A 21,225-nucleotide genomic window follows, 5' to 3' on the forward strand; every position below is an offset into this window, starting at 1 on the left:
CCATTGGTTGCGGTCAATAATTAATTTGAGAGCATCACGATCATTTCTATTATTTCTGCTGATTGTACTCGGCGATTTCCTCTAGTGTAATCGTGCCCTCGTACAGAGCCTTACCCACGATACTATCCTTAACGCCTTTTTGTTCTAGGGATTTAATATCCGCCAAATTACGAACACCCCCAGAGGCAACGATACGTGCTGTAGGGAATTCTTTTTGCAAATTTCCAAGTAACTCTTCATTGGCCCCCTGCATCGTACCATCCCTGTCTACATCGGTAACGATGAAATACTTTGCCCCACCTTCAACCATGGCACCGATTAAATCGGTCATCGGCACGTCGGATTGGTCGAGCCAACCTTCAGCGGCGACCTTGCCATTTTTCCCATCTACACCGATAACGATGCGCTCCGCACCGTATTCAGCGATAACCTGCTTTGTAAGCTCCGGATTTTTAAGCGCTACAGATCCTAAGATAACGCGGTCTACGCCCAAGCTTAAATAGAGGTCAACGGCATCTTTATCTCGAATGCCACCTCCAATTTCAAGGATGCCTGTGAAAGCTGCACGCACTGCTTTTACAATGTCTATATTTACAGGCTTGCCCACCTTGGCGCCATCTAAATCGACAAGGTGCAAGGCTCCAACCTTAGCTGCTTCATATTGTTTTGCTTGATTTACTGGATCAGGATTGATGACCGTTTCCTGTGTGAAATCACCTTTATAGAGGCGAACACTGCGCCCATCTTGTAAATCTATAGCTGGAAAAATCATAGGTTCTCCTTTATTAAATGACTGTATTAAATAACGCCCTTTGTAGAATTTACGCCTTGAATATCTGGGTTAATAGTAACTGCTTTGCGCAACGCACGACCCGTTGCCTTAAACATGCTTTCAATAATGTGGTGTGTATTGCGACCATATAAATTGCGCACATGCAAATTCATAGCAGCGCTCATCGCAAAAGCTTGGAAGAAGTCCTCCACTAGCTCTGTTTCAAAGTTACCACCTAAAACGGGCGTACTCCATTCCCCTTGGAAAACGAGGTACGGACGACCACTCAAGTCGATGACAACTTGCGTCAATGCTTCATCCATAGGAACCCAGGCGTCGCCGTAGCGCTCGATGCCAGCTTTATCGCCAAGGGCTTTCACCAAAGCCTGACCTAATGCAAGTCCAACGTCCTCAACCGTATGATGAGCATCTACATATGTATCGCCCTTTGCCTCTACCACAAGGCCAAAACGGCCGTGCTTCGCCAATAGCGTCAACATGTGGTCAAAGAAGCCTATTCCGATCGAGACGGAGCTCGTTTGCGCCCCATCAAGGGTAATTTTTACTGTAATATCTGTTTCTTGAGTGGTGCGTTGCACCGTACCTGTGCGTATCATAACGACCTCTATACTTCAAATTTATTTTTATAATCTATATTTCTAATCTATATTTTCACTGTATATTTTAAATACACATATAAATATAGATGCCAAATCTATTTTCTAATATTTTTTATAAGCTATTTTTCAAATCGTACTTCGATGGCACGAGCATGCGCTTCGAGGCCTTCCGTACGAGCCAATGTAGTAATGTGTTTTGCCACTTCTTCTAGACGTTCTTTTGTAAATTGTGTGAAAGACGTACGTTTCACAAAGTCATATACGCCTAACGGAGATGAGAATCGCGCCGTACCACTAGTAGGCAATACGTGGTTCGTACCACCTACATAATCGCCCAATGGCTCAGACGCATAAGCGCCGAGGAATACGGAGCCTGCATTTTGAACGAGGCTCATATAGTTCATTGGATCTGGCAATTGGATTTCCAAGTGTTCTGGAGCCACTTCGTTCATCACCGTGAACATGTCTTCAATGCTGTCCATAATGGCAATATAACTATTGTTTTCAATAGCTGGACAAGCGATGCTTTCACGAGGTAACAATTTAAGTTGACGTTCTACCTCATCGGATACGGCATTTGCTAAGCTTTCACTGGTAGTCACCATAATGGCGCGCGCACGAGGGTCATGTTCCGCTTGGGATAAGAGATCTGCTGCGAGATGCACTGGATTTGCGCTGTCATCGGCGATAACACCAATTTCACTTGGGCCCGCAATCATGTCGATATCGACTTGACCAAACACTTGACGTTTTGCCGTTGCCACGTAAATATTGCCAGGACCTACGATTTTATCTACCTTTGGAATCGTTTCCGTACCATAAGCAAGGGCCGCCACACCTTGGGCACCGCCCACTTGATATACCGCATCAACGCCGGCAAGCTTTGCAGCACCTAATACGGCAGGATTAATGCCATCCTTTTGAGGGGGCGTAACCATAACGATTTCTTTTACCCCTGCGATTTTTGCAGGCAAAGCAGTCATGATAATGGTCGAAGGGTACGCGGCTGTACCACCAGGAACGTAGAGACCAACACGAGCCAAGGGGATCACCTTTTGACCGCGGATGATGCCCGGTGTGTCCATATCCACAAAACCTTGCTCGATTTCACGGCTGTGGAATTCTGTAATGTTTGCCTTTGCCTTTAATAATGCGGCTTTCAAATCATCAGATAGAGACTCATAGGCTGCATCGATTTCCTCTTGAGGTACCTTGAAATCTTCGATGGATACGCCATCAAATTTTTCAGAATACGCTTTGAGAGCCGCATCACCGTTAGTCCGGACATCAGCAATGATATCGTACACGCGACGTTCAATTTCCATATCTGTAGTTTGCTGTGTATAATCACGTACGATACCGAGCATCGCCTCTAGTGATTCCTTATATATTTTCATCTGTCGTCCTTCTTCCTACTCGAGCTATCAGTATCGCTAGTTAGATCTATTATTCATTCCATATATTAATAGTTTTATCTGCTATTAATCCTAAATCTTACTAGCCAAATATATGATTCACTCTACATCTTATTTATTAATTGCTTCTGAAAGCTGATCAATGAGTTTAAAAATAGTATTTCTCTTTTGTTTTAAAGCTAATGGATTGGCTACGAGACGTGTAGAAATTGGTTGCAACCAGTCGAAAATTTCTAAACTATTCTCACGCAAAGTTGTACCCGTTTCCGTAATATCTACGATAGCATCAGCTAGCCCTACGAGTGGAGCCAGCTCAACGGAGCCTTCAATTTTGATGATTTCTACATCTTGAGCTCCAAAGTATTGTTTTGTAACAGTTGGATATTTCGTACCAATTCGTTGTCGACGACCTTCTTTAGGGTCATAGCCTGCCAAGGACGCCAAAATAAATTGGCATTTACCCGTTTGTAAATCAAGCATTTCATAGCTCGTATCGTCTTGTTCATCTAGAACATCACTACCGACGATACCGAGGTCCACAACGCCATTTTTCAAATACGTCGTTACATCCGGCCCCTTTGCGAGGATGACCTCCATAAAATCTCCCAAAGAGATAATGAGCTTACGCGCCTTATTATGTAATGGTTCACAATCTACGCCACATGCTTCTAGGAGTGGAATAAAATCCTTTTCTACGCGCCCCTTCGTAAGAGCGATACGTAATGTATCGTTATCTTGAACTTTGCTTTTACCTTGCAAGGTAATCTCAGTCAAAATGTCAATGTTGAAAGCCATCCCCACAGCCGGCATCGGTGTACCATCAAAACTAGATAACAGTCCGTCATAACGACCACCACTGACGATGTATTGAGACACGCCGTCCACATAGCCTCTAAACGTAAGGCCTGTGTAATAGGATTGAAGCGGTTCCGTAGATACATCGATGCGAACCTGTTGCCCCGTTGCTTCCACTTGATTTGCCATATCTACGAGATTATCTAAAATGCGCTGCGCCGCTGCAGGCAAGATAATCTGATTTAGCTCATCCTTAATATCTTGAACCGTACCAAACAAGCGAGGCCATACAGTTAAGAATGGATATAGCGCACTATTTTTAAAGTCAGAAATCAACTCGTTATATCGTGGCAAGTATTTAGTGAATAACGCCTCTAAGAGCTCTGCTTTTTCATCATCGCTAAGTCCTAGAGCATCGGTAATAGCACGAGAAAAACGAGCATCCCCAATTTCGAGCAACAAATGATTACCCAACTGAGCTTCGTTCACCTCTTTAATAATCTTGAAGCACTCTTGCTCAGCCTCAAGCCCTTCGTAGCCTACCATCTCGATGCCACCTTGCGTCACTTGGTTAACATCACCACGGTGCTTTTTATTTTTCATAAACACATCGCCCAAATAGTAGAACGTGCGAGGCAATTCAATATTTGTTGTCGCCAAGAAACGACCGATAGGCATTGTCAAATCAGGACGAATTACGACGGGCACTTCAGAACTATCCATGAATTCGTACATATGTTGACCGCGCCCCATTGCATAGCCATTGAATACATCTTTGTACTCTACAAGAGGCGTAGAAATCTTTGTGTATTGACGATTTCGACAAAGACCGAGTACATATTGACTCACATCATCCTTACGCTCTGCTACGATCCCTATATCATCGCGGAAACCAGTAGGTAATTGCTGCTGTACCATCGTAAACATCCTTTCTATCAATTGATTCATATCATTTCTCGTGTTTTTGAAAACTATATACCTATATTAACCTTTTAAGTTATATGACGATTTAAGTCATCTAGCTATTCAGTTTACTATGAGAAAAAATTTACCTATATCGATACTTTTTTATTTTATCGCTTTACTTTACTAAAGTATGAAATCATAATATAACGGTTCTATAGAATTGTCAATAGAACCGTTAATATTTCATATATTTACTATAATAATGATTTTATGCTAGCCCCAAACTCGTTCTATATCTGCCACACTATGTGCATCAGAGCCCAATACAAATGGCACACCAATGATAGCCGCCATGCCTTGAATGAAGCGGCTTGGGTACATTTCACGGCAGTCAGGTTTGAAGAAGCCGCTCATGTTGTAGTCTAGCTCGCGACCTTGAACGCGCATGATATGCAAAATATCGCTTACCACCTGCGCATTGCGACGATCTAAATGACGTTCAAAGCCAAAGTGATGTTGGTATTTCTTGATTAAATCAAAGTGCCCAATACGTTTAGGTGTATATTCACCGAGGTCAGCACGCACGGCTTGGCGCACGGTGGAGTAATATTTGTAATATAACTCATATTGTTTTTCGATCCACGGCCCAAAGCCTTTTTCAAATTCTTCTGGACTGTAGTCTAAGCAGTAAAAGGCATTATTAAGGCCTTCCATAAAGTGAACGGATAAAATATTATCATCCGTCAACGGACCATAGCGATCTAAGAACTCTTGAATGTCTGATTCAAAGCCTGGAATATAATCGACTTCAAAACCGAGAGAAATATCGATATGTGTGCCATACGCACGTTGTAATTGACGACCCAACTCTAAGTAAGTATCAACTTCATTTAATTTCAAAGACGCTGTATCATAGGCCTTTTTATCACCACCATATTCTGCAGCAAAAGCTGTTGGCAATGGTGCATGTTCTGTAAGGCATACCTTTTCGATACGCAACTCGATGGCCTTTTCTATCATCATCGCAGTTCGGTCCCCACTACCATGTGGACACAATTCCGTATGCACATGACCGTCCACGAGACGGCTACGATATTTACTATATCCAACGAACTGCCGTTCATCTTTCATGTTCATTCAATCACCCCTATTCGCCCTAACCCCTGGCGAACCCTTATCTATAATCTATACATCATTAATATAACGTATTAATATCTATCTTTTACTATACTAATTATTATACCAATAATGCGTATGTTTCGGTATCCTGATATTTACCATGTTTGAATCCAACTTGAGGCGTTAAACCACAATAGGTAAAGCCAAATCGCGCGTGTAACTTGGTGCTGCCTTCATTGCCAGCCGTAATAACGGATACCACATTGTGCAATAACGGATTATTTTTTGCTATTTCTAAAATATGAGCCATCAGTTGTGTAGCGATCCCTCTACCGCGATAATCTTGATGGATATAGATAGATAATTCGACGGTACTTTTATAGGCCTCTTTAGGTCGATATGGTGAAAGCGATGCATAGCCTGCTACAATCCCATCAATGGTACCTACCACAATAGGATGGTGCTCATCGCTATGAGACTCATACCACTCCTGCCACTCTGACAACGTGCGAGGTTCAAGATCAAGCGTGGCTACGCCGTTTACAACCTCGTAATTGTAAATATCTAAACAAGAGGCTATATCATTCCTTGTAATTGGTCGTATTACTAATTCACTCATAAGTATTCCTCAAAACTGTAGGTATCCTAAAAATATTATTTCTATTTAACATAATATATAAAAATAGCCCACATACGCAAGAAAAAGGACGAACTATTCGTATAACATACCATTTCACTTTTATCCATCTTTTGAGGTAAGAATTACATATTTTACATCTATATCCCCAATACAACAAAACTGAGTGGTAAAAACAACGTTTTTTACCACTCAGCCTATACATTTTGAAGCATATATAAGTAAAAAGCTCTTATTTTACTTATATACTTTTATCATATTTTTTATTATGACTATTAAAGCTAGTACATTTCTATAGGAGCAAAATTATACTCTTACTTGATATATAAGAAAATTACACAATAACAAATAAAAGTATTGTAATAGCAATTAAGGCACTAATAACAGTATAGTCGATTCTTTTCAATCCTACGGATGCGGCAAAGCTGTGTGTAGGGCCACCAAAACCACGTAGTTCCAAGGATAACGCCATTGTTTCGGAGCGTCCCAAGGATTTTAATAGCAATGGTTGAATAACAGATGCATAAGATTTGATGCGCTTAATGAAATTGCCTTCTAGAGATAAGCCGCGGCAAGCTTGCGCCTCTTGTACAGCATGGCTTTCAGCAATGAAATCAGGCACGAAGCGAAGAGCTGCAGTGAACATAAATGCATATTCGTAAGGAATTTTGCATTGTGTTACGAGCGCGGCCGTAAGGTCTTGTAATTTTGTAGTTGCCAACAAGCCTATAAAGACAAGTGTCATAGCCAACATTCGTAAGCCGGATACGATGGCAGAGGTTACATCGCCGCTGCCAAGGAATTGGATGAGGCCAAGGAATACAGCGAAACTAGTTAATGCCAACACGGCTTTGCGTTGTTTGAATAACAACCCTGCCAAAAACAGTACACCGAGTTCTACTACGACTAATGCCAATAGCGATGCCCAGTCGCGCAAGAGAATGGCCCATACGGATACAGCGAGGGTCATCAAGATTTTTGTTAACGGTACTAAACGTTCCATATGTCCCTCCTATTTTCCGCTCAACTGAGCCACTAACTTAGATTTCAATTCATCCATAGATTTGCAATAGCCTAAGGATGGTACCGCTAGTGAAAGTTCCACACTTGGCGGTTTTGTAAGGCCTAAATCCTGCAATTCATCCGTAGATTTTTTGAATAATTCTTCTGGACTACCGTCAAAGGCAACGGTTTGGTTGCCCATAATGATAGCACGGCTACATTCGCTAGCCATGATTTCCATATCATGGGTAATAAGAAGGATTGTTATACCTTCTGAATTAAGCTGACGCAATAATGCTAATAGCTCTTTAGTTTCCTTACCATCTTGACCACTGGTTGGTTCGTCAAGGATGAGGATTTTAGACTGCATAGCCAACGCAGAAGCAATGGCAACGCGTTGCTTTTCGCCGCGACGCAATGTTGGAGGATAGGCTTCACGCAAATGACCGATGCCTGTGCGCTCCAATACTTCATCAACGATACGCTTCACTTCGGCTTTACTGCGCCCCAAGGACTCAGGTCCGAAGGCAACCTCTGTGGCTACGGTAGGTCTGAACATTTGGCGATCTGGCTGTTGGAATACATAGCCGATAAATTGACCCCGTTTAGACGGCGGCATGGACGTAATATCTCTGCCGTTATAATACATGTGGCCTTCCCTAGCCTTTTCGAGGCCGACAAGCAATCGCGTAATAGTCGTTTTGCCACAACCATTACGACCACCGATAGCGATATATTCGCCCCCTTCGATGGTGAAAGTCACGTTTTGGAAAATATCTACGGATGGCACATAGCCAAAGCGGATGTTTTCAACCTTAAGCATGAGCGCCACCGTCCTTTCCTGGTACATCATCAACGCGTTGAACTGATTGTCTATTTTCTACTATATTAGATTGATCAACAAGATTATCTACTGTAATTCTTTGATTAGCTGGAGAGCTGCTTTTACCATGCACCTCTGTTTGTATTGCGTGAGCCATTTCAATTTGGTGCAAGCCCTTGATAGCAGACTCGATGCTGAGCCAAGGTTCATCACTCTGGAAGCCGGCTTGTTCCAATTCCATATACGTAGTAAACACGGATGGCAATGCATCGACGTGAATGTTGTGCTCATACATGTAACGAAGCGTAGTCGGTACATCGTCATCACAGGCGATAGAGCCATCTACCATGAGAGCCATGCGGTTAGCGTACGGCAATACGGCATGCAAATCATGGTCGATAACGACAACGGTGATACCGTGTTTTTGGTTCAAGTCACCTACGAGGCGATATAATTCAGCGGTCCCATCTGGATCGAGGGAGCTTGTCGGTTCATCAAGAACAAGTACGGTTGGGTTCGTAGCCAATACGGAAGCGATAGCTAAACGTTGGCGTTGACCACCAGATAAACTTGTAATCTTGCGATCTTCTAAACCTTCGAGGCCAACTTGCTTAAACACCTCTTCAGAACGAGCTTTAATAGTTTCACGGTCATAACCGCGGTTTTCCATAGCAAAGGCCACTTCTTCACGAACTGTCATCGTTACGAGCTGTGTATCGTAGTCGGCCAGAACTACACCGATATGGTTCGCTAGTTCTGGAATTTCCATTTGCGTAGTCGCATGACCATCTACAAAAACCATGCCTTCTAGGCGTCCACCATAGAATTTAGGCACCGCCCCTACCATCGCCATACAAAGGGTGCTTTTACCACAGCCTGCAGGGCCTGTAACAACGAGGAAATCACCTTCATTTACATCGAGATTGATATTTTCGAGGGATGGTGTAGTCGCCTTAGGATGATAGTAATTTACGTGCTCAATGGATATTTTAGCTTGGCGCTCAGGCAAGATAGTCAAGCGACTATGATCAGATGTCAATTGGTCCGCATTTGGCAACATGCCACGTTTAGAAAATAGACGTTGTGCCGGAATATATAAGATTGGCGTAATGGCACCATTCAAGGCCCCTACAATGAGTACCAATGGCCACATGCCATACATGTACACATTATTTGGCAACCCAAGCACTTGCCACAAAATAGTAACAAAAATACCACCAGATACAACAGTTGCTAAGAAGCCAGACACGACAGGGGTTAAATCAAAACCACCAATTTTACGGAACTTCATGGACAACATAGCGCGCGTTACGAGCGCCGCCGTCAAAGCACCGCCTGGCTCAGACAACAAATTGCCGTAAGGGAACGCTGATTTAGACGTCAATACATTGATGAGGGCCGCCACGAGTCCAATCCCCAAGGTTTGACTCAAACTAGGACGAGTCAATAAAATAGCTACGCAGTACGTAGCAATCGTCCAGTTCGGCGTTACCCCAGCCACACTAGGGCTCACCAAATGCAAAATCGTGCCCAATGCGAGCATCAATGTGCTAACAGTAACCCATCTAAACTGGCCACCCTGCACATGTGTGTACACAAGATCCTGAATCCGTTCCATAATAGCCTCATTTCTATAAAAATATATATGGATTTATTTTAACATTCTTCGAGAATTTGTGAAAGCCTAGAAACTATCAAGGGACTTCAAGTAAAGCCCATAAAAAAAGCACCATCTATTAATGATAGTGCTTTTGGTGCATAGCTAATTTGATTATTCATAATTAAATCCCCAATTCACTCTTTAGTTGCTCTGATGAAATCCAGCCTTGTTCTTCACCAGATTTACGTCCTGTCTCTAAAGCGCCCATAAGTTTTATCGTAGCCATTAGACGTTCATAATCTTGAATATCCATAATTGCATATCGGCCTCTACCATTTTTAGTTAAGAATACGGGACTATCTATAGTAACATCACGTAAAACTTCAGAATAGTTTCGTAAATCTGAAATAGGTTTTATATTCGGCATACTATCACCTCCAGAGTACTATAGTGATATACTACTCATATTTCTAATATCTTATCACTATTGTAGTTAAATTATCGCGTAAATTCAACATTAAATTTTACAGCACCCTTTAAAATTACTATCAACATCTATGATACTTCTTTCTTCCTTTTCTTGTTATATACTTATGATATAATGCGCATAGATACTTATTTACGAATAAAAAAGGAAATATATCATGGCACAAGCATTAATCGTAATCGATATACAAGAAGGTTTAGTTAAGGAAAACCCTTACAATGCCAAAAACTTTATCTCAAATACAAAAGCAATCATTCAACATTTCAGAGATCAAAATATAGAAGTCATTTTTATCAGACATTCTGAAGATGAAGGCTTATTAGCAACCGGTAGCGATAATTGGCAAGTCTATCACGAATTAAAACCACAAGAAAACGAAACAATCTTCAATAAATATTACAATAGCATCTTCAAGGACACTGAATTAAAGGAATATTTAAACCGAAAAAATATTACCAATTTAACATTCGTAGGAATGCAGGTGGAATTTTGCATTGATACATCTGTAAAAGTAGGCTTTGAATATGGTTATAAAATCACCATTATCGAAGATGCTATCTCAACCTTTGATAATGAACATCTACCAGCAGATAAAATCCTATCCTTTTACAAAGAAAAGATTTGGCGGAATCGATTTGCACAGCTAAAAACAACAAATGAAATGTTAAGCATCAATTAAATTACGAAAATAATACAAAGATTTTTATAATTTTTTCTCACGTATTTGTCATATATGTATGTTAAAATTTCATTAAATATTTATGCCCGAACATAGGAGGTCTTTTTTATGTATAAGTATATTACGATTTTAGGAGCTGCGGGCCAAATAGCTCAAAAGTTGACTGCTACACTATTAACATATACAGATATGCACATTACATTATATGGTCGTCAGTTGAAAACACGTATACCTCCAGAGATTATCGACCATGAACGCGTTACAGTGATTGAAGGTTCGTTCCAAAATCCAGGTAAATTAGAACAAGCTGTAACAAATGCGGAGGTTGTATTTGTAGGTGCTATGGAGTCTGGCAGTGATATGGCGTCCATCGTGAAAGCGTTGAGCCGCAAAAATATACGCCGTGTTATCGGTGTATCCATGGCTGGACTTTCTGGTGAATTCCCTGTAGCACTTGAAAAATGGACCTTCGACAACTTGCCGATTAGCTATGTTCAAGGTGAGCGCCAAGCACGCAACGTATTGCGCGAATCCAACTTAAATTACACCATCTTGCGCCTTACATGGCTCTACAATGATCCAGAGAAAACCGATTACGAACTCATCCCTGAAGGAGCTCAATTCAACGATGCCCAAGTTTCACGCGAAGCAGTAGTAAAAGCCATCTTTGATATCTTACATGCTGCGGATGAGACTCCTTTCCATCGCACAAGCATCGGCGTAGGTGAACCAGGTACACACTATGACAAACCAAGCTTTCACTAATATATAAATAAATATTTAGTAAAAAAGAGAAAATACTATATACCAATACAAGACTATCTTCAATGCGCTTGAAGATAGTCTTTTTATATATCATTTTATGATTAAAGTATCTAGTTAACCTCATTTGAATTAAATATCTCATATATATTTGTATACTGCAATTATATCGTTTAAATGATATAATTGCAGTATAAGAATGATGAACAAATACTTTTAAAACTATAAGGAGATAACTATGGGAATATTACGCGAAACAATTCGTCCATCCTCTGATTTACGAAATAAGTATCCTGAAATTTCTAAATCCTTACAACTTAAAGATGAGGCTGCCATTATTACTGTAAATGGTCGTGGAGATACGGTAAGTCTCGGCTATAATACATATAATATGTTAAAGTCAAAAATAGAATTATTATCCTCTCTTGTAGAAGGACAAAACGATATCATTCAAGGTCGCACCACTACACTTGATGAAGCTTTCAACAGTATCGATAAAATGCTAGATCAAATGGGGTAACTCTATGAAATCCCAAACCTACACAATCATTCCTACTGAAAAGTTCAATAAAGAGCTACATCAACAAATACTTTATATAACTATGCAGTTTTCAAAAGAAACAGCTATACAAGTAAAAGAAAATATTCAAAATTCAATTTCAAATCTTATGAACCATCCATATATGGGGACTACACCTAAAATTAGAGCACTTAATGACAGCGACTTTCGAATGTTGATTTTAGAAAAACTTATTATTTTCTACACAGTTGTAGAGAAAACTAAAACTATTTATTTAATCTCTATACTTGATCAGCGACAAGATTATGTAAATATACTAAACGGATTATAACGTTTGATCTTAACCAATACTTTTTCAATAATAAAATAACCATTCAAAGCGGTATATCCAAAATCTATTCGGTACATTTTTACTCATGTAACATAGATTTTGGGTATACCTTTTTTATTCCTACATTTTATAGATATTTATATAGATAAACTCACGTATTTACGCTATACTAATAAATGATTAATATGTACTTATAGGTATGTGAAAGCAAATGCCTCTTTGATTATCAATTATATTTATATATGCAACTTATCGTATAAAACACTCTAAGTTTTATGTATAAAAATAAATGATAGTCATTTTTAGTCCCAGTTAGGGCCGAGGCTTATTAAGGAGTTATTATGAATCGCATTGTTGTTATTGGCAGTTGCAACATGGATATTGTAGTCCTCGCGGATAAACGCCCTACTGCAGGAGAAACAATTATGGGCAACGAATTGCACATCGCTCACGGTGGCAAGGGAGCAAACCAAGCGGTGGCTGCGGCTCGTCTAGGTGCAGAGGTCACTATGGTCGGCTGTATCGGTGAAGATGCATACGGCCATATGATTATAGATAATTTAAAAGAAAATTTCATCAATACAGATTACATCGTTACAGTACCGAATACTACAACCGGTACAGCACACATTACATTAGCGGAAGGCGATAACAGTATCATCGTTATTGCCGGCGCTAACGCTAAGGTCGACAAATCCATAGTTGATAACGCTTGGGCTGCCATTGAGCAAGCCGATCTTGTAATGGTTCAAAACGAGATTCCTATTCCAACTATTGAATACATCGTTCGTCGTTGTCACGAGGCGAATGTGAAAGTCCTCTTAAATCCTGCTCCTGCAGCCGACCTCGATTCGGAATGGTTAAAATTAGCAACCTATATTACGCCAAACGAACATGAGTTATCTGCGCTCTACCCTAACCAATCTACAGAGGAGATTTTACTAGCTAACGAAAACAAAATCATCGTTACCCTTGGTAGCAAAGGTGTAGGATATGCGGACAACAGTGAAATCCACATCGCACCAGGCTTCAAGGTTGAGCCCGTAGATACAACAGGTGCTGGCGATACATTTAACGGTGCCTTTGCAACGGCTATCGTTAATGGTAAAAGCTTAGCCGACGCTCTACACTACGGCAATGCAGCAGCGGCCCTCTCCATCCAACGCTTGGGGGCTCAAGGTGGCATGCCAACAAAAGACGAGGTCGCTGCATTCTTAGCAGAACACGTATAGATTGAACCGGTCTTTCAAAGCTCCACTGACCGGGTCTGCCTTCGCAGGGCCAAAGTCGCTTTGAAAGGCCTATTCAATCCAAACTATACGTTCTTCAAGCAATGAATGCAACTGTCCTCTATATAACAAAGGGAGTTAATGACTAAGGCATTAAAGCCTTAGTCATCGGAATAGATAAGGAGTTATTTATGCAACGACACGGTATTTTAAATAGCCATATTGCTAAGGTTTTGGCAGATCTTGGTCACACAGATACAATTTGTATCTCTGATTGTGGCTTACCGGTACCTGAAGGGGTTCAAAAAATCGACTTAGCCTTGGATTTTGGTGTACCTAGCTTTGAGCAAGTAGTATCCATCATCGCTAAACATATGAAATCCGAAGCGATTCATGTGGCAACAGAAATTAAAGAAAATAATCCTAAGGCTTACGCCTTCTTAGAGTCTACCTTCCCATCTGATCAATACGAATGGATTGAAACGAGCCACGATGCTTTCAAAGAAGCCACGAAACAATGCAAATGCATTATTAGAACTGGTGAAACATCTCCGTATGCGAACATTATCTTACGTGCCGATTGTATTTTCAGCGATCGTCCCTAAAATAATAGATTAACCAACTAAGTTTATACGTTAAGGAACTGAACCTATAAATCAGTTTATGTAAATTAGATAGCTTAGTTTTCAAAGATTATCTAAACATCTAATCTATTACATATATCAAGAGATACTTTCATCAGTCATATAGGAGTAGTTATGGAAATTGTTATGTCAGGCATTGCGAAGGCATTTGGTACAAACCAAGTACTGCGCGATGTAAGTATTACCCTCAAAGAGGGCGAGGTTCACGCCTTGATGGGCGAAAATGGGGCCGGCAAATCCACCCTCATGAATATCCTCACCGGTATTCACAAGGCTGACGCTGGTACGATTACCATCGACGGCGTAGAGCGCACCTTCCCGAACCCAAGAGAGGCCGAGCTGAACGGTGTAGCCTTCATCCACCAAGAGCTCAACATTTGGCCAAATTTAACATTGTTAGAAAATCTATATTTAATGAGACCAAAGCGCAACAAATTTGGTATGCTCGATAAAAAGGCGATGCTCGCTGAGGCTGAAAATACATGCCGCGAACTAGGCATCGAATTGCCACTCACAACAGAAGCAGGCCTTTGCTCCGTTGGTCACCAACAAATGACGGAAATCCTTCGTATCTTGATGTTAGATGCGAAGGTTGTCATCATGGACGAGCCGACAGCAGCCCTTACAGAGCGTGAAACGGCGACATTGTTCAACATGATGCGCAAAATGAAAGCACGCGGCGTTGCTATCGTATATATTTCTCACCGCATGGAAGAGGTATTTAGCGAATGTGACACAATTACGGTTATGCGTGATGGTCACACAATTATCACTAAACCAACATCTGATATTTCCGTAGACGAAGTGGTACGTCACATGGTAGGCCGTTCCATCGACGAGTTCTACCCTGCTCGTACTACAACACCGGGCGATGTGGTTATGAGCGTGGATAACCTCAAACCAGAAGGTTTTGACAACGACATCTCCTTCTCCTTGCGTAAAGGGGAAATTCTCGGCGTAGCAGGTCTCATGGGCGCTGGCCGTACAGAAATTATGCGCGCCATTTTCGGTGTAGATAAACACAAAGGTGGTACCGTAACAGTAAACGGCTCCGTTCTCAACTGTAAAAAACCAGAAGATGCCATCAAGGCAGGCATTGCTTTCATCACAGAAAATAGAAAGAGCGAAGGCCTGATCCTCGATTTCTCCATCGGTTCCAATATTACATTGCCGAACCTTGGCAAGATTTGCCCCTCTCATGTACTAGATAAGGGCAAACTTACGTCTTTTGCTGACGAATTGTCTAAAAAACTGGGCGTTAAAACTCAATCCATTCACGAGCCCGCATCATCCCTATCTGGTGGTAACCAACAAAAGGTTGTCATCGCTAAATGGGTTGGTAAAAAGCCATCCATTATCATCATGGACGAACCTACGCGCGGTATCGATATCGGTGCGAAACGTGATATTTATGATTTAATGAACGAATTAACGAACGATGGTGTGTCCATTATCATGGTGTCCTCTGAGTTGCCGGAAGTACTCGGCATGAGTGACCGCGTCATGGTCATTCATGAAGGTCGCGTAGCAGGTATCTTGGATCGCAGCGACGCAACACCGGAATCGATTATGACATTAGCCACAGGAGGACAATAATGGACAGCAAAGCTCTGCAATATGTAAAAAAATTAGGCCCCCTCATCGGCCTCATCCTATTATTTATCATTATCTCTGTCATGAACGACAGTTTCCTTGAATTCTCTAACTTGCGTAACTTGTTGCGCCAAGTATCCATCAATGCGATTATCGCCTTCGGTATGACCTTCGTCATCTTAACTGGCGGTATCGACTTATCCGTTGGTTCCATCCTCGCCCTCTCCAGTGCAGTGATGGCAAACCTCATTGTAACTGGTACTGACCCTGTATTGGCTATCTTCTTAGCTGCAGGTGCGGGCCTCGTATTGGGCGGTATTAACGGTCTCGTTATCACCTATGGCCGCGTAGCTCCATTTATCGCTACCTTGGCGACCATGACCATCTACCGTGGTGCGACATTGGTATTCACAGACGGTAACCCAATCTCCGGCCTTACGCAAGACCCTCTATTCCATGGCTTTGGCCAAGGGGATATTGCAGGCCTTCCAGTTCCAGCTATCACAATGTTCCTAGCTTTCATCATCCTCTGGTTCGTATTGAGCCGCACATCCTTAGGCCGCAAAACATACGCCGTAGGTGGTAGTGAAAAGGTAAGTTACATTGCTGGTATCAAGATTGACCGCGTTAAAATCTTCGTGTATGCCTTAACAGGTATGCTCTGTGGTATCGCCGGTGCAATCATCACCTCTCGTCTTAACTCTGCACAACCTACAGCAGGTGCAGGCTACGAACTTGATGCTATTGCAGCCGTAGTTCTTGGCGGCACAAGCCTTGCTGGTGGTCGTGGTCATATCGTTGGCACATTAATTGGTGCCTTAATTATCGGTACCCTCAACAACGGGTTAAATATTCTCGACGTTTCCAGTTTCTATCAACAAGTTGTAAAAGGTATTGTCATTTTATTGGCGGTTCTTGCAGACCGCAAGAAAGCCTAGGAGGTTCCTATGAAAAAACTATTGTTACTGTTGGCGATGGCTATCATGGTTATCGGTCTTGTAGCAGGCTGTGGTAAAAGCGCTGATAACGGCGGCGACAAAAAATCCGGCACAATCGGCTTCTCTGTTTCCACATTGAACAACCCATTCTTCGTAACTATGAAAGAAGGCGTTGAGGCTCAAGCTAAAGCGCTTGGTCTTAAAGTTAAAATCGTTGATGCTCAAAATGACCCTGCAAAACAAGCAAACGATATTTCCGACTTGCTTGAAAGCGGCGTTTCCGTATTGATTATCAACCCTGTAGACTCTGCAGCTATCTCTACTTCCGTAGAAGCAGCAAATGCTAAAAACATTCCTGTAATCACTGTTGACCGCTCTGCTGACAAAGGCAAAGTAGTAGCTCACATCGCTTCCGATAACGTTAAAGGCGGCGAAATGGCTGCACAACTTATCGCTGATAAAGTAGGCAAAGCTGCAAAAGTTGCAGAAATCGAAGGTATCCCTGGTGCTTCCGCTACACGTGAACGTGGCCAAGGTTTCCACAACGTAGCGGACAAAGACTTAACAGTAGTAGCAAAACAAAGTGCTGACTTCGACCGTACAAAAGGTTTGAACGTAGCAACAAACATTCTGCAAGCTAACCCTGACGTACAAGCTATCTTCGCTCATAACGACGAAATGGCATTGGGCGCTATCCAAGCAGCTAAATCCGCAGGCAAAACAATCTTCATCGTAGGCTTTGATGGTACTGCTGATGCAGACAAAGCTGTTAAAGACGGCACATTGGCTGCAACAATTGCTCAACAACCAGACCAAATGGGTAAAATCGCTATTGATACAGCTCAAAAAGTGATCAAAGGCGAAGCTGTAGAAGCTAAAATCCCTGTAGATCTTAAAGTTGTTACAAAATAATTGTAAATAGAAACTGGGTACAAAAAAGAGTCGCATCATTAGGATGCGACTCTTTTTATTTTGGCTCTCGTTCCAAAAATGCTTCGAAAAACTCAATAAACTTTGGCAAATATGTTTGATCTAAACTTTCAATTGTCATATTACATTTGTAATTATAAGTAGTACAGATAGTAACATCTATCGTCAAAGCACCCTTTTGATCTAACGAGAATGTTAGAGTATCCCCTTCTCCAGTTAATACATAGGTAAAGGTTGCTTTGCCTTTACAGTTCTCATACAAATTAACCAATTCTTGATAGCCTTTGCGAATTCCGGACCAGTCGCTAGGATCAATGCATCCGGAACAGATATTATAGCCTCGTTTAATATATACGCCAAACACACCAAATTCAGATAGCTCCACATCCATATCAAAGGCTATTGTTAAATTTGGTTCATTTACGATTTCATACATACTATTCACACTCCACAGACAAAAACAATTTCATTTATTATAACGTAACTATATGTAAAAATAAAATAGCGACTAGTTGATTATCTTAACTAGTCGCTATTTGTATGGTAGGACTTTAAAATTAGAGTTCTTATTACAGTGTTTTCTTAAAGAATATGGTCGTATGTACCTTTCCAGGTAGTTGTTTCCGTTTATATTCTTTAAAGCCAAAGCCTTCATACATTTTGGCAAGCCATGGGTGTTCTGCAGCAGTACCTAGTGTTACGGCTGGTGTTTTATATACGTTGCGCAATAGGTCTTCTGCTTCGGCAAGGACTTCACGAGCATAGCCCTTCCCCTTATGTTCAGGGGCCGTCACAAAGTGTGCAATGTGGGGATATACGTCTGGTGTAGCCTTTGGAATCCAAGGCATGCGGAATGAAATAGAGCATACCAAGGAGCCATCTACGTAGAGACCAAATACAGGATATTTTAAGATCCACACCCGAGATTCTTCTGGGCTAAAGTTAATAGCATCGAAGGATATAGGGTAGTTCTTATTCTCCGCATATCCTGCAATTAACACCTCGTGATATTCAGCCGCATCATCTACGGTTAATTGTCTAAATTCTTTCATATGTACCTCGTTTAAAGCGACCTAATTCTAAAAATATTAGGTCGCCATGAATTTCTATATTACTAGGATAGCACGCATTATTATGCTCTGCATTATTTATAGAGCAGTATTTTTATAGAGCAGTACTATTTATAAAGCTGCACTATCTAGTGGCTGTTCGCTATCTAGTGTAAGGTAACGGCTCAAGAATTTGCGTGTTCGTTCTTCTGTTGGATGTTCAAGGACAACCTTAGGATCCCCTTGTTCTACGATGACGCCGCCTTCCATAAATACGACTTGGTCAGCCACTTCTTTGGCAAAGCCAATTTCGTGAGTTACGATAATCATCGTAACCTTGAGCTCTTTCGCAATCTTGCGTATAACAGCTAATACTTCACCTACGAGCTCTGGATCGAGGGCTGATGTAGGTTCGTCAAAGAGGATAACCTCTGGGTCCATCGCAAGGGCACGAGCGATGCCAATACGTTGTTGTTGACCACCGGAAAGTTGTACCGGATAGTAATCATCATAGCCTTCCATGCCTACTTCCTTGAGGAAGCGTTGTGCGATTTCACGGGCTTGAGATTTCTTCATCTTCTTAACCGTTACAAGGCCTTCCATAATATTTTCAATAACGGTCTTATTAGAGAACAAGTTATAAGATTGGAACACCATGGATGTGTTACGGCGTGCGTTTAAGATTTCCTTGTTAGACGCTTTATGGAGGTCTACAGAAATATCATTTAACTGCATTGTCCCTGCATCGGCCTTTTCAAGGAAGTTAAGCGTTCTAAGGAATGTCGTCTTACCACTACCGGATGGGCCAAGGATAACCGTTACAGACCCTGTTGGCACATGTAAGTCGATGCCCTTTAAAATTTCACGGTTCCCGAAGGATTTGTGAACTTGTTTAATATCTATCATAATGCATTACCTCGTTTATACTTGCTTGCATAGATTTCTAAACGATGGAAGATAAATTCAAATACAATCCCCATCACCCAGAATAGACCGGCCACCACGATGTAGGCCTCAAAATATTGTGAATTTTCCTCTGTATATAACTTTGCAGCGCCAAATAGTTCAATAACTGTGATGACAAATACGATACTCGTACTCTTCATGGTGTTAAGGAACTGATTTGTAAATAGTGGCAACGCAAAGACTGTAGCCTGTGGCAATACGATGCGACGGAACGCTTGGAACCAAGTCATACCGATGGCCTGAGCCGCTTCCATTTGCCCTTTCGGTACCGATTGTAAGGCAGCCCGGAAGATTTCACTCAAATAGGCTCCTGTGTGCAAGGTTAAACCTACAACGGCTACAAAGGTAGCTGGCACCTTTTCAAAGGGCACATGCACCCCTGTTTGATCCTCTAGCGCGAGGAATAGAATTGGTAAACCATAGTACACGAGGTATAAGAGAACCATGTTCGGAATACTACGGCACAATAATACATATAGGTAGCTGAGCTGACTGAGCACAGGCACTTTATTTTGTTGTAGCACGCAACTTAATAACCCTAGGATTGTACCCAAACCAACGCTGAGGAAGGTAATCATGAGGGTAACTTTCACATAAGGAATGACAGCAAAGAAGGTGCCATAAATATAGGTTGAATCGATTATATGTCCCATACGCCCCTACTCCTCACTGATCAAAATGCGTTGCGTTTCCTTGCCCGCAACGGTAAAACGTTTTTCAAGCAATCGGCCCAAGAGAGACACGATGATAATTAGAATACCATAAATGATGGCCGCATCGACGAATAGCTCAAGATAGCGCTGACTATTGCCGCCCATGAGGTCCGCCTTACGCATCATATCGACAACGCCGACGTTAAAAATGAGCGCCGTCCCTTTCAACATGCCGATAACGAGGTTCGTCAACGGTGGAATGCTCATGGTGAAAGCCTGCGGCAAGATGATGCGCACATAGCTTTGGAACTCGGTCATACCAAGACTTTTAGCGGCTTCCTTCTCACCAGGAGCCACCGCATCAATACTGGAGCGCATGATTTCAGCGCTGTAAGCTGCAATGTGCAATGTAAATACGGCGTATACGAATACGAGGCCTGGCACATTTTTCATGTTAAGCCCCATGTGGGACATGATTTCTGGTACCCCAAAGTAAATAAGGAAGAGCTGTACCAAGAACGGAGTGCCCCGCATAAAGGAGATAAATACGATAAATAATTGGTTTAATACTGGTACCTTCTTGAGGCGAATGATGGCTATGATAGAGCCCAAAATAACACCTAAGATGGCAGAAATAACGGTGATAAGCACCGTTACGTGCACATAATTCAAGAGCTGTGGAAACGCTTGGATCATGTAGGACACATCAAAATACTTGCCCACAGTAACACCTCGCTTCTAGACATAATAGAATA

At 41.7% G+C, this 21,225-nt stretch carries 24 protein-coding genes; 9 read left to right on the top strand and 15 right to left on the bottom strand.

Annotated elements, in window-relative coordinates; translation table 11 throughout:
• Positions 1 to 49: 49 nt before the first annotated feature.
• The 10 genes from hisA to E7A03_RS04985 all read right to left on the bottom strand — a co-directional run bounded on the left by hisA (position 50) and on the right by E7A03_RS04985 (position 10,116).
• Entirely contained in the window at positions 50 to 772 is a 723-nt protein-coding gene (gene hisA, locus E7A03_RS04940; RefSeq protein WP_287501307.1) for a 1-(5-phosphoribosyl)-5-[(5-phosphoribosylamino)methylideneamino]imidazole-4-carboxamide isomerase, read from the bottom strand.
• 26 nt (positions 773 to 798) lie between these two features.
• Positions 799 to 1,389 carry an imidazoleglycerol-phosphate dehydratase HisB gene (hisB, locus tag E7A03_RS04945; RefSeq protein ID WP_316073778.1) on the bottom strand — a complete coding sequence of 197 codons (591 nt, stop codon included), beginning with the start codon at positions 1,387 to 1,389 and terminating at the stop codon, positions 799 to 801.
• A 122-nt stretch (positions 1,390 to 1,511) separates the two neighbouring features.
• Positions 1,512 to 2,789 carry a histidinol dehydrogenase gene (hisD, locus tag E7A03_RS04950; RefSeq protein WP_316073779.1) on the bottom strand — a complete coding sequence of 426 codons (1,278 nt, stop codon included), beginning with the start codon at positions 2,787 to 2,789 and terminating at the stop codon, positions 1,512 to 1,514.
• 129 nt (positions 2,790 to 2,918) lie between these two features.
• Entirely contained in the window at positions 2,919 to 4,520 is a 1,602-nt protein-coding gene (hisG, locus tag E7A03_RS04955; protein ID WP_316073810.1) for an ATP phosphoribosyltransferase, read from the bottom strand.
• 261 nt (positions 4,521 to 4,781) lie between these two features.
• A complete protein-coding gene (gene hisJ / locus E7A03_RS04960; protein ID WP_278470136.1) occupies positions 4,782 to 5,645 on the bottom strand; it encodes a histidinol-phosphatase HisJ in 864 nt (287 codons plus the stop codon).
• A 100-nt stretch (positions 5,646 to 5,745) separates the two neighbouring features.
• Positions 5,746 to 6,246, bottom strand: coding sequence for a GNAT family N-acetyltransferase (locus tag E7A03_RS04965; RefSeq protein ID WP_316073781.1), 501 nt, complete (start codon positions 6,244 to 6,246; stop codon positions 5,746 to 5,748).
• 352 nt (positions 6,247 to 6,598) lie between these two features.
• Positions 6,599 to 7,267 (bottom strand): energy-coupling factor transporter transmembrane component T family protein, encoded by a 669-nt coding sequence (locus E7A03_RS04970; protein WP_215676203.1) that lies wholly within the window; start codon positions 7,265 to 7,267, stop codon positions 6,599 to 6,601.
• Between the two features lie 9 nt (positions 7,268 to 7,276).
• The gene (locus tag E7A03_RS04975) at positions 7,277 to 8,089 is read right to left on the bottom strand and encodes an energy-coupling factor ABC transporter ATP-binding protein (RefSeq protein ID WP_004694220.1); all 813 of its coding nucleotides are present in this window, start codon (positions 8,087 to 8,089) and stop codon (positions 7,277 to 7,279) included.
• Positions 8,082 to 9,707 carry a tryptophan transporter gene (locus E7A03_RS04980; protein ID WP_287529132.1) on the bottom strand — a complete coding sequence of 542 codons (1,626 nt, stop codon included), beginning with the start codon at positions 9,705 to 9,707 and terminating at the stop codon, positions 8,082 to 8,084. Before E7A03_RS04980 ends, E7A03_RS04975 begins: the two co-directional genes overlap by 8 nt.
• Positions 9,708 to 9,870: 163 nt before the next feature.
• Complete coding sequence (locus tag E7A03_RS04985) at positions 9,871 to 10,116, bottom strand: type II toxin-antitoxin system prevent-host-death family antitoxin (RefSeq protein WP_021147581.1); 246 nt, start codon at positions 10,114 to 10,116, stop codon at positions 9,871 to 9,873.
• A 217-nt stretch (positions 10,117 to 10,333) separates the two neighbouring features.
• On the opposite strand from E7A03_RS04985, the gene E7A03_RS04990 reads away from it, so the two are divergent.
• The 9 genes from E7A03_RS04990 to rbsB all read left to right on the top strand — a co-directional run bounded on the left by E7A03_RS04990 (position 10,334) and on the right by rbsB (position 17,784).
• Positions 10,334 to 10,855, top strand: coding sequence for a cysteine hydrolase family protein (locus E7A03_RS04990; RefSeq protein ID WP_316073782.1), 522 nt, complete (start codon positions 10,334 to 10,336; stop codon positions 10,853 to 10,855).
• A 108-nt stretch (positions 10,856 to 10,963) separates the two neighbouring features.
• The gene (locus E7A03_RS04995) at positions 10,964 to 11,620 is read left to right on the top strand and encodes an NAD(P)H-binding protein (protein ID WP_004694229.1); all 657 of its coding nucleotides are present in this window, start codon (positions 10,964 to 10,966) and stop codon (positions 11,618 to 11,620) included.
• A 235-nt stretch (positions 11,621 to 11,855) separates the two neighbouring features.
• Positions 11,856 to 12,137, top strand: a complete 282-nt coding sequence (locus E7A03_RS05000) for a type II toxin-antitoxin system Phd/YefM family antitoxin (protein WP_278604806.1) — start codon at positions 11,856 to 11,858, stop codon at positions 12,135 to 12,137.
• A gap of 4 nt (positions 12,138 to 12,141) precedes the next feature.
• Positions 12,142 to 12,468 (top strand): type II toxin-antitoxin system RelE/ParE family toxin, encoded by a 327-nt coding sequence (locus E7A03_RS05005; RefSeq protein ID WP_278604805.1) that lies wholly within the window; start codon positions 12,142 to 12,144, stop codon positions 12,466 to 12,468.
• A gap of 341 nt (positions 12,469 to 12,809) precedes the next feature.
• A complete protein-coding gene (gene rbsK / locus E7A03_RS05010; RefSeq protein ID WP_278604804.1) occupies positions 12,810 to 13,700 on the top strand; it encodes a ribokinase in 891 nt (296 codons plus the stop codon).
• Between the two features lie 188 nt (positions 13,701 to 13,888).
• Positions 13,889 to 14,302 (top strand): D-ribose pyranase, encoded by a 414-nt coding sequence (rbsD, locus tag E7A03_RS05015; protein ID WP_004694238.1) that lies wholly within the window; start codon positions 13,889 to 13,891, stop codon positions 14,300 to 14,302.
• A 153-nt stretch (positions 14,303 to 14,455) separates the two neighbouring features.
• Positions 14,456 to 15,937: a sugar ABC transporter ATP-binding protein gene (locus E7A03_RS05020; RefSeq protein ID WP_278604803.1), complete on the top strand. Its 1,482-nt coding sequence runs from the start codon at positions 14,456 to 14,458 to the stop codon at positions 15,935 to 15,937.
• Positions 15,937 to 16,872 carry an ABC transporter permease gene (locus tag E7A03_RS05025; RefSeq protein ID WP_287517747.1) on the top strand — a complete coding sequence of 312 codons (936 nt, stop codon included), beginning with the start codon at positions 15,937 to 15,939 and terminating at the stop codon, positions 16,870 to 16,872. Before E7A03_RS05020 ends, E7A03_RS05025 begins: the two co-directional genes overlap by 1 nt.
• Before the next feature lie 9 nt (positions 16,873 to 16,881).
• Positions 16,882 to 17,784 carry a ribose ABC transporter substrate-binding protein RbsB gene (gene rbsB / locus E7A03_RS05030; protein WP_101928634.1) on the top strand — a complete coding sequence of 301 codons (903 nt, stop codon included), beginning with the start codon at positions 16,882 to 16,884 and terminating at the stop codon, positions 17,782 to 17,784.
• A gap of 55 nt (positions 17,785 to 17,839) precedes the next feature.
• Here the strand turns inward: rbsB and E7A03_RS05035 are convergent, their stop codons facing one another.
• The 5 genes from E7A03_RS05035 to E7A03_RS05055 all read right to left on the bottom strand — a co-directional run bounded on the left by E7A03_RS05035 (position 17,840) and on the right by E7A03_RS05055 (position 21,193).
• On the bottom strand, positions 17,840 to 18,238 hold the full coding sequence (locus tag E7A03_RS05035; RefSeq protein WP_278605106.1) for a hypothetical protein: 399 nt from the start codon (positions 18,236 to 18,238) through the stop codon (positions 17,840 to 17,842).
• Between the two features lie 133 nt (positions 18,239 to 18,371).
• Positions 18,372 to 18,854, bottom strand: a complete 483-nt coding sequence (locus tag E7A03_RS05040) for a GNAT family N-acetyltransferase (RefSeq protein ID WP_278605107.1) — start codon at positions 18,852 to 18,854, stop codon at positions 18,372 to 18,374.
• 129 nt (positions 18,855 to 18,983) lie between these two features.
• Complete coding sequence (locus E7A03_RS05045) at positions 18,984 to 19,757, bottom strand: amino acid ABC transporter ATP-binding protein (protein WP_004694249.1); 774 nt, start codon at positions 19,755 to 19,757, stop codon at positions 18,984 to 18,986.
• Positions 19,754 to 20,470 (bottom strand): amino acid ABC transporter permease, encoded by a 717-nt coding sequence (locus E7A03_RS05050; RefSeq protein ID WP_004694252.1) that lies wholly within the window; start codon positions 20,468 to 20,470, stop codon positions 19,754 to 19,756. The genes E7A03_RS05045 and E7A03_RS05050 overlap by 4 nt, the downstream gene beginning before the upstream one ends.
• A 6-nt stretch (positions 20,471 to 20,476) precedes the next feature.
• Complete coding sequence (locus E7A03_RS05055; protein WP_004697693.1) at positions 20,477 to 21,193, bottom strand: amino acid ABC transporter permease; 717 nt, start codon at positions 21,191 to 21,193, stop codon at positions 20,477 to 20,479.
• Positions 21,194 to 21,225: the final 32 nt, after the last annotated feature.

The organism is Veillonella parvula (genome assembly GCF_032472435.1).
Lineage (GTDB): Bacteria > Bacillota > Negativicutes > Veillonellales > Veillonellaceae > Veillonella > Veillonella parvula_N.

Coding starts and splice junctions, on each gene's coding strand:
- hisA (WP_287501307.1), bottom strand. CDS start 772: ATGATTTTTCCAGCTATAGATTTACAAGATGGGCGCAGTGTTCGCCTC.
- hisB (WP_316073778.1), bottom strand. CDS start 1,389: ATGATACGCACAGGTACGGTGCAACGCACCACTCAAGAAACAGATATT.
- hisD (WP_316073779.1), bottom strand. CDS start 2,789: ATGAAAATATATAAGGAATCACTAGAGGCGATGCTCGGTATCGTACGT.
- hisG (WP_316073810.1), bottom strand. CDS start 4,520: ATGGTACAGCAGCAATTACCTACTGGTTTCCGCGATGATATAGGGATC.
- hisJ (WP_278470136.1), bottom strand. CDS start 5,645: ATGAACATGAAAGATGAACGGCAGTTCGTTGGATATAGTAAATATCGT.
- E7A03_RS04965 (WP_316073781.1), bottom strand. CDS start 6,246: ATGAGTGAATTAGTAATACGACCAATTACAAGGAATGATATAGCCTCT.
- E7A03_RS04970 (WP_215676203.1), bottom strand. CDS start 7,267: ATGGAACGTTTAGTACCGTTAACAAAAATCTTGATGACCCTCGCTGTA.
- E7A03_RS04975 (WP_004694220.1), bottom strand. CDS start 8,089: ATGCTTAAGGTTGAAAACATCCGCTTTGGCTATGTGCCATCCGTAGAT.
- E7A03_RS04980 (WP_287529132.1), bottom strand. CDS start 9,707: ATGGAACGGATTCAGGATCTTGTGTACACACATGTGCAGGGTGGCCAG.
- E7A03_RS04985 (WP_021147581.1), bottom strand. CDS start 10,116: ATGCCGAATATAAAACCTATTTCAGATTTACGAAACTATTCTGAAGTT.
- E7A03_RS04990 (WP_316073782.1), top strand. CDS start 10,334: ATGGCACAAGCATTAATCGTAATCGATATACAAGAAGGTTTAGTTAAG.
- E7A03_RS04995 (WP_004694229.1), top strand. CDS start 10,964: ATGTATAAGTATATTACGATTTTAGGAGCTGCGGGCCAAATAGCTCAA.
- E7A03_RS05000 (WP_278604806.1), top strand. CDS start 11,856: ATGGGAATATTACGCGAAACAATTCGTCCATCCTCTGATTTACGAAAT.
- E7A03_RS05005 (WP_278604805.1), top strand. CDS start 12,142: ATGAAATCCCAAACCTACACAATCATTCCTACTGAAAAGTTCAATAAA.
- rbsK (WP_278604804.1), top strand. CDS start 12,810: ATGAATCGCATTGTTGTTATTGGCAGTTGCAACATGGATATTGTAGTC.
- rbsD (WP_004694238.1), top strand. CDS start 13,889: ATGCAACGACACGGTATTTTAAATAGCCATATTGCTAAGGTTTTGGCA.
- E7A03_RS05020 (WP_278604803.1), top strand. CDS start 14,456: ATGGAAATTGTTATGTCAGGCATTGCGAAGGCATTTGGTACAAACCAA.
- E7A03_RS05025 (WP_287517747.1), top strand. CDS start 15,937: ATGGACAGCAAAGCTCTGCAATATGTAAAAAAATTAGGCCCCCTCATC.
- rbsB (WP_101928634.1), top strand. CDS start 16,882: ATGAAAAAACTATTGTTACTGTTGGCGATGGCTATCATGGTTATCGGT.
- E7A03_RS05035 (WP_278605106.1), bottom strand. CDS start 18,238: ATGTATGAAATCGTAAATGAACCAAATTTAACAATAGCCTTTGATATG.
- E7A03_RS05040 (WP_278605107.1), bottom strand. CDS start 18,854: ATGAAAGAATTTAGACAATTAACCGTAGATGATGCGGCTGAATATCAC.
- E7A03_RS05045 (WP_004694249.1), bottom strand. CDS start 19,757: ATGATAGATATTAAACAAGTTCACAAATCCTTCGGGAACCGTGAAATT.
- E7A03_RS05050 (WP_004694252.1), bottom strand. CDS start 20,470: ATGGGACATATAATCGATTCAACCTATATTTATGGCACCTTCTTTGCT.